Annotated in this window: 15 protein-coding genes and 1 tRNA gene; 7 read left to right on the top strand and 9 right to left on the bottom strand. The window is 61.8% G+C overall.

Annotated elements, in window-relative coordinates; translation table 11 throughout:
- Nucleotides 1-107: 107 nt before the first annotated feature.
- The 3 genes from CAQU_RS00610 to CAQU_RS00600 all read left to right on the top strand — a co-directional run bounded on the left by CAQU_RS00610 (nt 108) and on the right by CAQU_RS00600 (nt 3,619).
- The gene (locus CAQU_RS00610; RefSeq protein WP_075724330.1) at nt 108-1,133 is read left to right on the top strand and encodes a pirin family protein; all 1,026 of its coding nucleotides are present in this window, start codon (nt 108-110) and stop codon (nt 1,131-1,133) included.
- 467 nt (nt 1,134-1,600) lie between these two features.
- Nucleotides 1,601-1,975 carry a DUF485 domain-containing protein gene (locus tag CAQU_RS00605; protein WP_075724328.1) on the top strand — a complete coding sequence of 125 codons (375 nt, stop codon included), beginning with the start codon at nt 1,601-1,603 and terminating at the stop codon, nt 1,973-1,975.
- A gap of 18 nt (nt 1,976-1,993) precedes the next feature.
- Nucleotides 1,994-3,619, top strand: coding sequence for a solute symporter family protein (locus CAQU_RS00600; protein WP_075728192.1), 1,626 nt, complete (start codon nt 1,994-1,996; stop codon nt 3,617-3,619).
- Nucleotides 3,620-3,701: 82 nt separating this feature from the next.
- Here CAQU_RS00600 and gluQRS read toward each other — a convergent pair whose 3' ends face one another.
- Nucleotides 3,702-4,619 (bottom strand): tRNA glutamyl-Q(34) synthetase GluQRS, encoded by a 918-nt coding sequence (gluQRS, locus tag CAQU_RS00595; RefSeq protein WP_075724326.1) that lies wholly within the window; start codon nt 4,617-4,619, stop codon nt 3,702-3,704.
- 100 nt (nt 4,620-4,719) lie between these two features.
- Here gluQRS and CAQU_RS00590 point away from each other — a divergent pair, with 100 nt between their 5' ends.
- The gene (locus CAQU_RS00590) at nt 4,720-5,433 is read left to right on the top strand and encodes a queuosine precursor transporter (protein ID WP_075724324.1); all 714 of its coding nucleotides are present in this window, start codon (nt 4,720-4,722) and stop codon (nt 5,431-5,433) included.
- 87 nt (nt 5,434-5,520) lie between these two features.
- On the opposite strand, the gene tgt is transcribed toward CAQU_RS00590, so the two are convergent.
- The 7 genes from tgt to CAQU_RS00555 form a co-directional block, all read right to left on the bottom strand.
- Entirely contained in the window at nt 5,521-6,786 is a 1,266-nt protein-coding gene (gene tgt / locus CAQU_RS00585; protein ID WP_075724322.1) for a tRNA guanosine(34) transglycosylase Tgt, read from the bottom strand.
- A 140-nt stretch (nt 6,787-6,926) separates the two neighbouring features.
- Nucleotides 6,927-9,419, bottom strand: coding sequence for an MMPL family transporter (locus CAQU_RS00580; RefSeq protein ID WP_075724320.1), 2,493 nt, complete (start codon nt 9,417-9,419; stop codon nt 6,927-6,929).
- Between the two features lie 279 nt (nt 9,420-9,698).
- Nucleotides 9,699-9,789: transfer RNA gene (locus CAQU_RS00575), tRNA-Ser, on the bottom strand.
- A gap of 44 nt (nt 9,790-9,833) precedes the next feature.
- Nucleotides 9,834-10,067 carry a CsbD family protein gene (locus CAQU_RS00570; RefSeq protein WP_075724318.1) on the bottom strand — a complete coding sequence of 78 codons (234 nt, stop codon included), beginning with the start codon at nt 10,065-10,067 and terminating at the stop codon, nt 9,834-9,836.
- Nucleotides 10,068-10,275: 208 nt separating this feature from the next.
- The gene (locus tag CAQU_RS00565; protein WP_075724316.1) at nt 10,276-10,521 is read right to left on the bottom strand and encodes a hypothetical protein; all 246 of its coding nucleotides are present in this window, start codon (nt 10,519-10,521) and stop codon (nt 10,276-10,278) included.
- A 133-nt stretch (nt 10,522-10,654) separates the two neighbouring features.
- Entirely contained in the window at nt 10,655-11,158 is a 504-nt protein-coding gene (locus tag CAQU_RS00560; RefSeq protein WP_075724314.1) for a nucleoside deaminase, read from the bottom strand.
- An 8-nt stretch (nt 11,159-11,166) separates the two neighbouring features.
- Entirely contained in the window at nt 11,167-11,682 is a 516-nt protein-coding gene (locus CAQU_RS00555) for a tRNA adenosine deaminase-associated protein (protein ID WP_084562635.1), read from the bottom strand.
- 38 nt (nt 11,683-11,720) lie between these two features.
- Between CAQU_RS00555 and CAQU_RS00550 the strand changes: the two genes are divergently transcribed.
- Nucleotides 11,721-12,707, top strand: coding sequence for a prephenate dehydrogenase (locus tag CAQU_RS00550; protein ID WP_075724312.1), 987 nt, complete (start codon nt 11,721-11,723; stop codon nt 12,705-12,707).
- A 413-nt stretch (nt 12,708-13,120) separates the two neighbouring features.
- Entirely contained in the window at nt 13,121-13,366 is a 246-nt protein-coding gene (locus tag CAQU_RS00545; RefSeq protein ID WP_075724309.1) for a hypothetical protein, read from the top strand.
- Between the two features lie 136 nt (nt 13,367-13,502).
- Here the strand turns inward: CAQU_RS00545 and CAQU_RS00540 are convergent, their stop codons facing one another.
- On the bottom strand, nt 13,503-14,093 hold the full coding sequence (locus tag CAQU_RS00540) for a hypothetical protein (RefSeq protein WP_075724307.1): 591 nt from the start codon (nt 14,091-14,093) through the stop codon (nt 13,503-13,505).
- A 95-nt stretch (nt 14,094-14,188) separates the two neighbouring features.
- On the opposite strand from CAQU_RS00540, the gene CAQU_RS00535 reads away from it, so the two are divergent.
- A complete protein-coding gene (locus tag CAQU_RS00535) occupies nt 14,189-15,196 on the top strand; it encodes a YdcF family protein (protein WP_157108833.1) in 1,008 nt (335 codons plus the stop codon).
- Nucleotides 15,197-15,233 lie beyond the last annotated feature (37 nt).

Genomic DNA, 15,233 nt, shown 5'->3' with positions numbered 1-15,233 from the left:
GCTCTGAGGATCTAACAGAGTCCGCGGCCGCACCCATCGAAAACCCCTGGTCATTTCGCCACGCTTTGGCACAACCACCTACCAACACCCACTACTACAGTGGACTCATGACAGTCACCGATCCGCATCCCGAAAACATGGTGTGCGCGGCGGGCGAATCAACCGTTGCTGTTGAAATCATCACCGCCCGTGATGTCCCCCTCGGCGGCCCGCGCGCCATGACCGTGCACCGTACACTTCCCCAGCGCCGACGCAGCCTCATTGGGGCGTGGTGCTTCATCGACCACTACGGCCCCGACCCCGTATCCCACACCGGCGGGATGGACGTGCCACCACACCCGCACACAGGACTCCAGACAGTGTCCTGGCTCTTTTCCGGGGCGCTTCAACACGACGACTCCAACGACATCCACGCCATCGTCCGCCCAGGAGAAGTCAACCTCATGACCGCAGGGCGGGGTATTTGCCACTCAGAAGTCAGCACCAGCGACACAGATCAACTGCATGGGGTTCAGCTATGGACCGTCCTGCCGGAGCACGCCCGCAACGGCGAGCGACGATTCGACCACTACGCGCCCCAACCCATCAAATTACAAGGGGCAAGCGCGCTAGTTTTTCTCGGCTCTTTATTCGGATCCACCTCCCCCATCGAGACTTTCACCCCACTTGTCGGCGCCGAAATCCAACTCGACCCTCACGCCTCACTCGCGATTGACGTCGATGAGACATTTGAGCACGGAATCCTGGTGGACACCGGCGCGATCACCGTGGAAGGAACCCCGGTGCAACGCACAGAACTGGCCTACACCGGAACCGGGGCTACCACCATCCATATCACCAACACCAGCGAAGACACCGCACGCCTGATGTTCCTTGGCGGCACCCCCTTTGAAGAAGAAATTGTGATGTGGTGGAACTTCATCGGCCGCAACGATGAAGAAATTCGACAATTCCAAAAATTATGGAACGAACGCGACTCGCGCTTCGGCACAGTCACCGGCTACCAGGGGCACCGCCCCGACGGGCCTGCCTGGCTACCCGCTCCCCCACTGCCGACCACAATGCTCAAAAACCGGCCGCTGACCAAGCCCATCGCCCGCCCCGGAAAAGATCCCTACCGGCCCAAGGTTTAACCACCCTCCAGCTCGCCTGCGCCCCACGCCCGCCGCGTGGGGCGCAGGCATATCCACCACCAACACCGCGCACGTATACCACGTTCCGGACCATGGGATGACCCCAAAGTTTTCTCACTGGATGAGCAGTTCCCCCACCTGAGATATATATTGTTCACCCCCACACGGGGTCACACGTTAAACATCTGACCTGCGCATTTTCACAATTTGTGATGTGCGACATAAATCGGCGCTCACATGCGCGAATAGCCGCCAACCAACCACCCACCAACGGCCCACACCTCGCAACCGCGGCCGAAAGTGTCCAAAATTTTTCTCCACCAAATTCACCCAAACGCTAGACCAGCACTCACCGCATCCCGTGTAATGGCTCACACCACCTCAATCAGGGTGATCAGCGTCGCACCACACTTGTTCGCCACCCCCAAAGAACAAGCCTGAACCACCATCACACGAGGAGCAACCTCATGACCAACCCCGAACGTGCCCCACACGTCCCCACCCCCGAAGAATTCCTCAGCGTCCAGCAATCCGACGAGTTCCAACACCTGCGCCGCACTTTCCGCGGCTTCGCCTTCCCCATGACCGTGGCCTTCATGGGCTGGTACGTGTTCTACATCGTCACCGCCACCTTCGCGGTCGACTTCGTCTCCCGACCCGTCTACGGCGCCATCAACGTCGGCATGATCTTGGGCCTAGCCCAATTCGCCACCGCCGGCCTGGTCACCTGGGCCTATGTCCGCTTCGCCGACAACAAGCTCGACCCGGAGACCGCCACCATCCGCCAAGAGATGGAATACCCCACCACGTCCACCACCGCCTCCCACGCGGGCAGCCCCTAAAAGGAACCCACCATGACCATGACACTGCTAGCGCAATCCCAGCACGTCGCCACGGGCAACCCGCTGATCAACATCGGCGTCTTCGCCCTATTCATCGTCGCCACCATGGCTGTCGTCGTGAAGGTGACCCGCAAAACCAGCCAAAAGGGCACCGACTTTTACACCGGCGGCGCCTCCTTCCCCGGCTGGCAAAACGGACTGGCTATCTCCGGCGACTACCTTTCTGCCGCCGCATTCCTGGGCGTAACCGGTGCTATCGCCGTCTACGGCTACGACGGCTTCCTGTACTCCATTGGCTTTTTGATCGCCCTACTGATCGCCCTGGTGCTCGTCGCCGAACCGCTGCGCAACACCGGCAAATTCACCATGGCCGACGTTTTGTCCTTCCGCATGAAGCAAAAGCCCGTCCGCATGGCCGCCGCCCTATCCACCCTGAGTGTGTGCTTGTTCTACCTAATTGCCCAGATGGCTGGTGCAGGCGGCCTGGTCGCCCTGCTGTTGGGAGTTTCAGGTGCAAAAGCCCAAGCCGCAGTCGTCGCCGTCGTCGGCATGCTCATGATCGTCTACGTCCTCGTCGGCGGCATGAAGGGCACCACCTATGTGCAAATGATCAAAGCCGTCCTGCTGGTCGGCGGTTCACTGGCCATCACCCTGCTGACCTTCTGGAGCATCAAAGGCGGCTTCAATGCCGTGTTGGAATCTGCACAAAACTTCCGCACCGCCTACGACGGCGCGGATGTTCTCGGCCCAGGTCTGAAATACGGCAAGAACGATCTGACCAAAATCGACTTCATCTCCCTGGGTCTCGCCTGCGGCTTCGGCACCTCCGGCCTGCCGCACGTGCTGATGCGTTTCTACACCGTGCCCACCGCTAAGGAAGCACGCCGCTCCGCAACCTGGACCATCGGAATTGTCGCCTTCTTCTTCCTCATGACCGTTGTCATGGGCTACGGCGCTGCCGCACTGGTCGGCCCGGAAGAAATCCTCAGCGCACCCGGTGGCGTGAACTCCGCAGTGCTGCTGCTCGCATCCGCTGTCGGCTCCACCTACTTCATGGCCATCATCTCCGCCATCGCCTTCGCCACCATCCTCGCCGTCGTCGCCGGCCTGGCAATCACCGCCTCCGCATCGGTGGCACACGACATCTACAACAGCATCATCCGCAACGGCGAAGCCACCGAAGAAGAGCAGGTGCGCGTTTCTCGCATCACCGTGGTCGTCATCGGTGTGCTGGCCATCGTGCTCGGCATCGGTGCCATCGGTCAGAACATCGCCTTCCTGGTGGCCCTGGCCCTTGGCATTGCCGCCGCTGCGAACCTGCCAACCATCCTGTACTCCCTGTATTGGCCGCGCTTCAACACCACCGGTGCGCTGTTTTCCATCTACGGTGGCCTGCTGACCTCCGTGGTGCTGATCATCTTCTCCCCCGCCGTGTCCGGCGCTCCGAACTCCTTCCTCGGAGAAGGCGTAGATTTCGCCTGGTTCCCGCTGACCAACCCGTCGATCATCGCCATCCCGGCAGGCTTCCTGATGGGCATCATCGGCACTTTCCTCGGAAAGGCCGACGAATTCCCGCTGAAGACCGCGGAGATGGAGGTCCGCTCCTTGACGGGTGTGGGTGTGGAAAAGGCCGTCAGCCACTAGCCACCACCGCGTACTGACCTATCCGGACTAGCACAGATGGGGTTTCTCGCAGGCAACATCCGCCACCGAGAAACCCCATTTACTATGCCCAAATAAAAGGCTTGCGCGGCACCCGGTCCGGATCAAAGCCCTCCAACAGCTCCTGCACCGTCGAAGCACCTGCGATACCGATGCTCTCCCCCAGCTGGGAGAGCACCTGCTGTGTTGTCATCCCGCCGTCCAACATTTGCCTCAAGGTCACCGCCCCATCCCGCTTCGCCAAGCGTTTGCCTTGCGCGTTGAGCACCAACGGCACATGCGCATAGGTGGGCGGCTCAACCCCTAGCAACTGCGCCAAATACGCCTGCCGGGGCGCGCTGCTGAGCAGATCATCGCCGCGAACCACCTGATCAATCCCCTGGTACGCATCGTCCACGACCACCGCAAGGTTGTACGCCCAATCCGGCACCTGGCCGCCGCGGCGCAAAATAAAATCATCCACCTCGCCGGTGTATTCGCCGTGAAGTTCGTCAACAACGGTGAAGTGATCGGCCTCTGCCGCCAATCGCAGCGCTGGCACGCGTCCCTGCTCGCGCAGTTGCGCACGTTTAGTTTCGCGTTCTTTTTCCGTCAGGTTGCGGCAGGTTCCCGGATAGTGCCCGGGAATAGCGTGGGGCGCCTGAGATGCCTCCTGGATGTCCTTACGACTGCAGTAGCACTCGTAGTGGGGCAAGGATTCCAACGCTTTCGCGTAGGCGCCAAAGCGATCGGTTTGGTGGGTGGTGTCCCCATCGAAAGTCAGCCCCAGGGCGCGCAAGTCTTCTTCCTGGCGGCGGGCGAACTCCGGGCGGCTGCGCCCGGTATCGATGTCTTCATCCCGCAGATAAAACGCCCGCCCGCTCTGGCGGGCAAACAACCATGCCAGCACCGCGGTTCGCAGGTTCCCGAAGTGTAGGTCTCCGCTGGGGCTGGGCGCATAACGGCCGGCACCACAGGTGGGTGGTTGGGGTTGTACTGTCATGCCCTCCACCCTATCCAGCCCTCAGTGTGGTCGGACGCTTTGGCAGGCAGTTCGAGGGCTAGTTCGTGCGTGAATACTTCAGTATGGCAGCATATTTCGCATGTCTAATCGTCTTGCACCTGGGCAGGGCGACACCGCTGCGGCCGTGTCGTCCGGTAAAGCCCGTTTCGTTCCTGTCAACCAATCCGCATACCCGGTGCTTGTGGCACTGTTTGTCGCTATTTTTGTGATTTCGAATATCACGGCGACTAAGGGGGTTTCGCTCGGATTCCTCATCACCGATGGCGCATTTTTCTTGTTCCCTGCCGCCTATGTGATCGGTGATGTGCTTGCCGAGGTCTATGGCTTTAAGGCCACCCGCCGGGCTATTTGGACTGGATTTGGCGTGATGCTGCTTGCGGTGGTGAGTTTCTATATCGCTATCGCTCTTCCCGCCGCCGATTTCTATGAGGGCCAGCCCGCTTTCGCTGAGGTTCTTGGCCTGGTTCCCCGCATTGTCTTTGCATCACTTGCCGGCTACCTGGTGGGCCAGCTGCTGAACTCTTGGGCGCTGGTCAAGATCAAGGAAAAGACCGGCGAGAAGTCCCTGTGGGCCCGCCTGCTGGGTTCCACCATTGTCGGCGAGTTCGGCGATACCCTGGTGTTCTGCCTGATCGCAGCGCCCGTCATCGGTATCACCACTTTCGGTGACACGGTGAACTACACCGTCGTCGGCTTCATTTGGAAGACCTTGGTGGAGGTCGTCATGATGCCCGTGACCTACATGGTCATCGCGTGGGTGAAAAAGCGCGAAAACTACCCCGGCGTCCACTAATCGCCACAACTTCATGAACTGAACATCAACAACCGAAGGCACCGCCTCCCACTGACGGGATGGCGGTGCCTTTCGTTTTGTTGATGGCTACTTCTTGTTGGCGTAGTAGCGGCCCATGAATTCTGCCTTGTATTCCTGGTAGGTGCCGTCGATGATGCTGGCGCGAATGTTGTCGACCAGTTGGATCATGAAGTGCAGGTTGTGCATGGTGCACAGGGTGCCGGCCAAGTATTCCTTGGCTTTGAGGAGGTGGTGGATGTAGGCGCGGGAGTAATTGTCGCTGGCGTATCCGCCGACTTCGGGGTCGATGGGGTTGAAGTCGCGTTTGAAGCGGGCGGCCATCAGGTTCATGCGACCGTCGAGGGTGTAGACCCCACCGCGGCGGCCCAGGCGGGTGGGGGCCACGCAGTCGAAGGTGTCGGCGCCGGCTTCGACTGCGGTGAACAGGTCATCGGGTTCGCTGATGCCCAGAAGGTGGCGGGGTTTTTCTTCCGGTAGTTCTTCGCAGACCCAACCAACGATGGTGCCGAGGTTTTCTTTTTCTAGGGCTCCACCGATGCCGAAGCCGCCGAAGCCGCGCTGCCCGCTGTCTTCGAACTCTTTCGACAGGTCGATCAGCCCGCGGGTGGCTTGGCGGCGCAGGTCTTCGTATTGGGCGCCTTGGACCACACCCCACAGGGATTGCAGGGGTTTGTCCGCGCGCGCTTGGGTTTGGCGGTTGTGTTCTTCCAGGCAGCGCCGTGCCCACCGGTGGGTGCGCGCGACGGATTGTTCTTGGTAGGTGCGGGTGTCGACCAGGGTGGTCAGTTCGTCGAAGGCGAAGATGATGTCTGCGCCCAGCTGGTGCTGGATCTGCATGGACACCTCTGGGGTGAAGCGGTGTCGGGAGCCGTCGATGACGGAGCGGAAGTCGACGCCGTCTTCGTCGACTTTGGCCAGGCGTTCGCCGGATTTGGCGCGAATGTCGGTTTCTTTTAATCCGGCGGTGTCCATGGCGAGGACTTTTTTGAATCCCACGCCGAGGCTCATTACCTGGAATCCGCCGGAGTCGGTGTAGGTGGGGCCGTCCCAGTTTTCGAATGCTCCCACGCCGCCGGCTTCGTCCACAATGTCGGGGCCGGGCTGCAGGTAGAGGTGGTATGCGTTGGAGAGCACGGCCTGGGCGCCGGTGTCTTTGATCTGTTCCGGGGTGAGGGTTTTCACGGTGGCTTTGGTGCCGACCGGGATGAATGCCGGGGTTTGGATGTCACCGTGGGGGGTGTGGATGGTGCCTGCGCGCCCGTGTCCGGGGGCGTCGAGGTGGGTTTCCAGGGTGAAGCTGGTGTCGGTGTGTCCGGCGTGTTGCTGCGTCATGCGTGTACAGGTGCTCTTCCAAACGTGGGCTCCGGGCGGTGGCGGTTGGCCAGGACCCGGTGCGTGTGGGATTGTTCCATGCACCAGACTAGCGGGCGGGTGGTGTGCGCCGGGCGGGTGGGGCGGTTGGGGTGGGGGCCTTAGGTGGCCGTGGGGTTGTCGGCGTGGGCTTTGTCGATGAGGTCGTCGACGACGATCTGGTCGTGTTGTTCCTGGGCGCGGTGTTTGCGTTCCCAGGCGGCTTCGAGGGCGGCGCCTTCCACATCCAGGGTGGGCAGGATGCGTTCGAGCCAGCGGGGAATCCACCAGGTGGCGCGCCCCAGGAGGAACATGCTGGCGGGTACTAGGCCCATGCGGATGAAGAAGGCGTCGAACAGGACGCCGGCGCCGAGGGCGAAGCCGAAGATCTTGATGAAGGGCAGTGGTTGGTCGATGAAGGCGACGAACACGGCGATCATGATCAGGGCGGCGGAGGTCACCACGCGGGAGCCCAGGGTGAAGCCTTCGATGATGGAGGATTCCACCAGGTTGTAGCCGGGGGCGATGCCTTTTTTGCGGCCCAGCACGTATTGCTCGCGCATGCGGGAGACCAAAAACATTTGGTAGTCCATGGCCAGGCCGAAGGTGACGCCGATGAGGAAGATCGGCATGAAGGAGATCAGCGGGCCGGGGGTTTGGACGATGCCCCACAGGCCGTCTTGCCAGAACAGCACGGTGACGCCGAAGGCTGCGCCCACCGAGAGCAGGAACCCGAAGCCGGCGACCAGGGGCACCATGATGGAGCGGAAGATGATGAGCAGCAGGAGCACCGCCAGGCCCACGACGATTGCCAGGTAGATCGGCATGGCGTCGGAGAGTTTGTTGGTCACGTCCTGTTGGATGGGGGTCAGGCCGGTGATGCCGAGGGTGATGCCGGTGGCTTGTTGGATGTGGCGTTCTTGGGCGCGCAGGCTGCCGAGCAGTTGGGTGGTGGCCGGATCGTGGGGGCCGGTGCGCGGGGTGAGCAGCAGCTGGGCTGCTTGGCCGTCGGCGGAGGCGTCAACGATTTGGACGTGTTTGACGTCGGCGTTGGTCGACAGGTTTTGCACGGTGTACATGAAGGACGCCTGGGCGGCTGCCTGTTTGGCGTCGAAGGGCTCCCCGGCGCGTTCGGCTTCCTCGCGTTGGGCTTTGACCAACGGTTCGAGCGCTTCGGCGCGGGGGTTGACGTCGTGGGCGTCGACGACGACGAGGAATGGGGAGGAGGTGCCGATGCCGAAGCCTTCGCGCATGAGGTCTGCGGAGGCGCGTTGGGTGGTGCCTTTTTCGGAGAGGTTGTCGCTGGGCAGGGATAGTTGGAGGTGTCCTGCCGGCAGGGTTAGGGCGCCGAGGCCGAGGACCACGACGGTGAATACGAGTGCGGGGTAGCGGTGGATGAATCGCGCCCAGGCGCGGCCTTTGGAGCGGCGTTGGGGGGCGGGTTGGGCGCCGTCGCGGACGGTGCGGCGCAGCCGGTTGCCGCCGGTGCCGGGAATTTTGACGCCGAAGGCGTATTTGCCGGCGACGGCGAGCAGTGCGGGGATCAGGGTGAGGGCCACCATGACGGCGACGAGCACGGTGAAGGCTGCTGCCAGGCCCATGTAGGTCAGGAAGGGGATCCGGACGATGGAGAGGGTGACCAGTGCGATGATGACTGTCAGTCCGGCGAAAACGACGGCGGAGCCGGCGGTTCCTACTGCCATGCCGGCGGCTTCGTCGCGGGGCATGCGCCGGTATTCGGTGCGGTAGCGCGACAGGATGAATAGGGCGTAGTCGATGCCGACGGCCAGGCCTAGCATGACGGCGAGCACCGGGGTGGTGTTGTTCAGCGCGGCAAACCGGGTGGCGAGCACGATGGCGGTGGAGCCGATGCCGACGCCGAGGACGGCGCTGACGAGGGGGAGTCCGGCGGCGACGACGGAGCCGAAGGTGAAGATGAGCACGATGAAGGCGACGCCGAGGCCGACGACTTCGGAGGTGCTTTTAATGTCGATGGGTTCGCCGAAGGCTGCGCCGCCGGCTTCTGTTTGGACGCCGAGCTCGTTGCCTTTGTCGAGGGCTTTTTGGATGGCTTCGCGTTGTTCCTCGGTGACTTCGCTGGCGGTGGGTACGTCCAGGGAGAAGGTGGTGTACCCGATACGCCCGTCCGGGCTGAGCACGCTGACGTTGGCGGCGTCGGCGCGGGCGGTGGATTCGGGCAGTCCCGCTTCGGTGGATTGGCTGATCACCATGTCGCGGAGTTTTTCGTCGACGGTGACGGGGTTGCCGAAGCGGAGGGTGTCGGTGATTCCCGGGACGGTGTCTTCCAGTTGTTGAATCACCTGGTTAACGTCCGACATGTAGGGTTCGTCGGCTAGGCGCTTGCCGGGGGGTGCTGCGAACACCACGGTCACGCCAGCGTCGTCGACGGGGTTTTTCTGGTCGGGGAAGTTTTTGAGAAGAAGGTTGACGGCTTCTTCTGAGGGGGTGCCGGGGATGGCGAAGTTTTCGCTGAAGCCTTTTTGTAGGGTCGCCGCAGCGCCGCCCATGCTGGCCATCACCAGTGCCCATGCAATGATGACTAGCCATTTATGGCGGTAGCAGTTCCGCCCGAGGCGGAAGAGCACAGTGGCCAACCTACGGCTCCTTGGCGTAGAGGAAAATGTACGTGGTGGGGGCGCGTCGCTGAAAAGCGCGGCGTGCGGGACTCCCACAGTATGTATGTGAAAAAAGCACAAACTTGTTACAGATGTTACTGAAGTGATTAGCGGGAGGGAAAAGTCACCCCCGACCCAGCCACAGCAACACCCACAACGCTGCCCACCTTATCCACCCTTTCGGGTGGAGGCGGGATGAAAAATGAAAGTCCCCGTCGCAATGCAGTTAATACATCGCGACGGGGTCTTGAAAAATATTGGCGGTAGCGGCGGGATTTGAACCCGCGGTTGGGGGTAACCCAACACTCGCTTTCGAGGCGAGCACCTTCGGCCGCTCGGACACGCTACCGCCGACCAGACTAACCGCTAACACGCGGTCAGCCAAATTGGCTTCTAGTCCTTCTTGAAGGCGCCCATGACCTTGTTGGCGGCACCCTTGATGGCGTCGCCGGCTTCTTCGGCTGCGTGCTTGACCTCGTCTTCGACGTGCTCAACAGCGCCCTTGAGGTCAGCCTTGGCCTGGTCAGCGCGGCCTTCGTCGGCCAGGCGCTCGTTGTCGGTTGCCTCGCCGAAAGCTTCCTTTGCCTTGCCGCCGAGCTCTTCTGCCTTGTTCTCGATGTCACCCATGGTGTCATCTCCTTTTCTTCGTTGTGATGTGTCTGCGCGACTGGGCGCCACATCTGGTTTATGTGCGCAGTTTCCTGCGCGCTGTGTGCCCCAGGGTAGCGAAAAACCCCAGCCCGCGCGGGAAAGCTCGAGAAAAACATGTCCTCGGGCTGTTCTTTAGGCAGCGCGTGGGGTGGGGCTTGAAAAAACCGTTGGTGAGCCCGCGGGGTTACTGTGCGGGTGCTTCCGGGGTTTCGGGGGCTTGGGGAGTCTCGTGGTTGACGCCCAGGCGGCGCTCCACCTCGTCTACGCCCTTATCCAGGCCGCCACGGACCGCGTCCTTGGCCTTTTGGGCTTTGTCGCCGTCGAGCTTGGAGTCGATCAGCTTGTCGGCAGTTTCCTGCACCTTGTTTTTGATTGCTTCTTCGTTTTCGCGCAGTTTGTCGCCGAGGCCGCCGAGCTTGCCGAGATCCATGGTGTTCTCCTTGTCTTGCCCCGCCGGGTGGTGGGGCGCGATGTTTTTGTGGGGTGGTGGTGTGTGAGGCACCGCCACGGTGCTAAATGCACACCTTATTCATTCTGCCTGAAAATAGTCGGCTGTGATTGTGCTACCGGCCACGGAGTGGGGAAAAGAAGTCTGCCAGCAGTTTTTCGCATTCTTGTTGGCGGATTCCGCCTCGGGTTTCGACCCGGTGCAGTGCTAGCGGGTCGCGCAGGGTGTCGTGCACGCTGCCGACGTGGCCGGTTTTGGGTTCGTAGGCGCCGAAGTAGAGGCGGCCGACGCGGGCGCCGAGGATGGCGCCGGCGCACATCGCGCAGGGCTCGAGGGTGACCACTAGGGTGCAGTCGCCGAGCCGCCAGCCATCGTGGTGGTTTTTCACGGCTTGGCGGATGGCAAGGACTTCTGCGTGGGCGGTGGGGTCTTGGTCGGTTTCTCGCCGGTTGGTGGCGGCCGCGATTTCTTCACCGTCGGCGTTGAGGATGATCGCGCCGACGGGCACGTCGCGGGCGGGGGTGCTGCGGGCGACGTCGAGGGCGCGCCCCATCAGGGTTTCGGCGTCGCGCAGCCAGTGGGGTTGCGGCAGCCCGTGGCCGATGTGGGGGTGGGGCATTGTTGTGTTTATGCCCAGGGGGTGTCGCAGCCGAGGTCCTCGGCGATGGCGGCGAGTTGTTCGGTGGCCCACATGTCGGGGTCGTCGGCGATGACGGTGAGGGTGGGTTCGGCGACACCGATGTCGGCGAGAATGCCGAAGTTGCCAATGGGGTAGGGGTCACCGTCGTCTTCATCGTCGAGTTCGTCGTAGGCGTCTTCGGTGCTGTCGAGCTCGTCGATGTGGGCAAGCGCGTCGGTGCCGAAATCGTCGTCGAGGGCGGCGAAGCCGTCGGAGATGAAAACCTCAATCCCGCGCGGGGTGGGCCGGACGATGGTGAAGTATTCGTTGGCGATGGTGACAACGGCGAATGCGGTGCCTTCGGCGCGCAGTGCCCGCACGCGGCTGGCGGCTTCTTCGACGGTATTGGGGATGGGGAAACGGTTGACGGCCCACTCGTTGTCGGTCCACACGACCAGTACTGCGGTGTCTTTGGCCCAGTTGTCGCGGTCGGCGGCGCGTGTGCCTGCTGTTTCCTTGCTCATGTCTTCCTACGGTAGTGCAGTTGTGCGAAAATTGCCGGGTGACTACGCAATCTATTTCTCGTCCGGTATGCATTTTGGGTTTGGGCCTCATTGGCGGTTCGCTGTTGCGCGATGTGGCGGCGTGCGATGCGTCGGTGTTTGGTTTTAATCGCTCGCCTTCGGGGGCGCAGGCGGCCCGGGATGAGGGCTTTGATGTCTCCGACGATTTAGAGGCGACGCTGCTGCGCGCACAGGAAGTGGGCGCGTTGATTGTGTTGGCGGTGCCGATGCCCGCGGTGGCGAGCTTGTTGGATGACATTGTGCGCCTGGCCCCGGATTGCGGGGTGACAGATGTGGTGTCCGTGAAGGCTCAGGTGTGGGAGTTGATTAAGCAGCGGGGGATGGAGGATCGCTATGTGGGTGGCCACCCGATGGCGGGTACTGCCGATTCTGGGTGGTCGGCCGCCCAGTTGGGGCTGTTTAAGGGTGCCGCGTGGGTGGTGACTTTCGACCATGCGGTGGAGCGTGAGCCGAGCCAGGAGTGGGTGAATTTGTGGGTGGATGTCGCGCTGTTGGCGACGATGGTGGGCGCGCAGGTCATTCCGGCGCGGGTGGATGCGCACGATAAGGCGGTGGCCCGGATTTCGCATTTGCCGCACGTGTTGGCGGAGACCTTGGCGATTGTGGGTGACCATGGCGGCGCGTTGACGTTGTCGTTGGCGGCCGGCTCGTTTAGGGATGGCACCCGGGTGGCTGGTTCTGCGCCGTCGTTGGTGCGCGCGATGTGTGAGACCAACCATGAGGCGTTGCTGACGGCCTTGGATGAGGCGTTGGCGTTGCTGCAGGATGCGCGGGCGAATTTGGTGGCAGATTCCCCGAGCGTGGAAGAGCTGGTGGATGCGGGTTATCGTTCCCGCATTCGTTATGAGGCGCGCAGTTTGGGCAAGGGTGGCCGCCCGGTGTTGCGGGTGCGCCCGGGCCAGGCTGGTTGGGTGCAGCAGCTGTTGCATGCGGAGGATGTAGGCGCCCGGGTGGACGTGTTTTAGGCTGATAGGCACTGGCAACTCGCCCCGTCACGCGCTAAAGGTCGCTGGGCGCGGTTGTTTTAAGGTGCACAACATGCGCCAAGTGGGTGTGCGTATGAACAGACCATTGGGACGTCTTTTTCGTTGACAGCCTATTGCCCAGACGATACGTTTTTCGTGTGTACAACCATCGCAGCTGGCTGGATGAATTGACTCTCATGCACAAAGACGGTGGTAGTAAATTCAAAGATGCACACCAAGAGTTCCCCAACTGGCGAGCAATTGAACGGTATCAAGTGACGAATTTCTTGCCCGGTGGAACTGAAGTTCGTGTAGATCACCCCACTATTGAGTTCCTCATGTTTCCCGACGGAGGCTACCGTTACCGTGCGGACGCCGGACCGCGATTCGACTTCGGACAAGGATAGAATGTTATGAAAGATCACCGCGATAACTATCCGACGTGGTCGGTGGGAATTCTCGTCTTCCTTGTCGCCGCGCCTGTGATAACCATTGTTTCAGCGCTGCTCGTGGCTACGCTTTTGGGGGCGAACCTGGGGCCGGTGGAATTGCTTATTTTTTCCGTCATTGGCGTTGTGTGCGCAGCCGTTCTTGCCCGGCGGGTGGCTAAGGGGCGCGCCCCCAAGCAGCAAGATGCTGCGATCGATCGGGCGCAGTGATCGTTGCTTAGGCGGCCCAACGGGTACCCGAACCCGTCGTGTTTCCTGACCGCGATGGACCGCGTCAGCGCCTTGTACCGCGCATGGATCTGCCGTGGCAGGGGATGTGTGGCTGCGCGTGAAGGGGTTATGTGTTTTAGTGCGCGCTAGCGGGGGTGCAGGTGCCTTTCAGCTGCTCAAGGGTGATGAGGCCGACTTCGCCGTAGTCGTTGGGGGTTTCTTGGTGGACATCTTCTGCGGATTGTCCGCCAAACAGGCTGACGGCCACGGAGTTGTCGTCGGGGCTGGTGAGGGTGTTGGTGAGGATCGATAGGCCTTTGACTTCTGCGTCTTCGGCGGAGGAAAAGACACCAATGCCGTAGCGTTTGTCGTCTTGTACTTCCAGGATGCGCCCGGTGGGGTTGTCCCATTCGGCATCCGGGTGGGTGAGGTTAACGGTGAAGTAGCCGGTGTGGGCGGTGGCCGAGCTGATTTCCCAACTGTTTTCCTCGTCGTTGGGAACCCACTGGCCATCGGGGGATAGTTCTTTGAGGCTGATGAAGATTCTGTCGACGGGGATGTCGCAGGCTTGGATGTGGGCGATGATGTCGCCGTCGGAGTTGACGTTGAGGCCGGTTTGCCCGGCGACTCTGGTGGTGATGACGTTGCCGCAGCCGGCCAGGGCGACGGCGGTGAGCGCCGCGATTGCAGCGCGGCTAAGGTTGCGGGCGCGGGAAGTGGTGTTCATGGTGGCAGCTTACCGGGGTCAAGCGCAGTTGACTATGGGTTTCACTTGTCTTGGTGGGGGCGGGGGTGGGGGTTTGCCGCGACTAGGGTGGTGGGGTGAGTTCTGTGGTTGTTTCCTTGGTGTGCGTGGCGGTTGCTGCCCGCATGATTGCCGTCGAGCCCCGCCGGGTGCGGATCGGGTTTGTGTTGTTGTTTGCGGCGTTGTCTTTGACCGGCACCATTATGAGCGGTTTTGGGGATCAGCTGCGCGCTGTTTTTGGCCTTGATTCCATGGTGGCGATGGCGTGGAGTGTGACCATGCTTGGCGCGGCGCTGTTGTTTGTGGCGGTGTTGACCGTGATGTTGCTGATCAATGGGGTGGTGATGATCCGGCGGGAGGGACTGGCCGCCGCACACGTGTTGTCTTTGGCGTTGGGGGTGGGGATCACGGCGTATGTGGCGGTGGGGCTGGTGGCGGCTTTTAGCGGAAACGTGCAGCTGGTGATGTATCTATGTGTGCTGATTTTTCCGATCGTGTTGGCCGCGTTTTCTTTGGTTGCCTATATCGGGTGGGCCTACGGCTATGACCGGTTGGTGCGGTTGCGCCCCGGGCGCATTACCCACGTGGTGGTGTTGGGCGCGGGCGTGGCCCATGGGGTGCGGCCGCTGTTGGCGTCTCGCATTTCGGTGGGTATGCAGTGGGCAACCCGGCTGGATGCCCGTTTGGTGTGTTCTGGCGGGCAGGGCCCGGATGAGCCGACCAGTGAGGCTTTTGCCATGGCCCAGTATGCGCAGGCGCAGGGCTATGTGGGAGAGATCTTGCAGGAGGGGCGCTCGACCACGACGGAGGAGAATGTGCGGTTTACGCAGCAGCTGTTGCCCGCTGATGCGCGGGTGGCGGTGGTGACGTCTAACTATCACGCTTTTCGGGCGGCGTTGCTGCTGCGTGAGATGAATGTTGCCGGCATTGCGGTGGGCGCGCCGGTGGCGCGGTATTACTGGCCGTGTGCGGTGTTGCGGGAGTTTGTGGCGGTGTGCCGCGACCATAGGGCCACCACCTTGACGCTTGCCCTGTTGTCGTTTCTTCCGTTGCTGGGCACCGTGGTGATAAGCCTGGTGAGCTAAAGCGCACTCAGTTTCCCCACCCATCCCCCCACACACA

This window comes from Corynebacterium aquilae DSM 44791 (genome assembly GCF_001941445.1).
Lineage (GTDB): Bacteria > Actinomycetota > Actinomycetes > Mycobacteriales > Mycobacteriaceae > Corynebacterium > Corynebacterium aquilae.
Note: the sequence above shows the minus strand (reverse complement) of the source record. Positions and strands in the feature narration are given on the sequence as shown.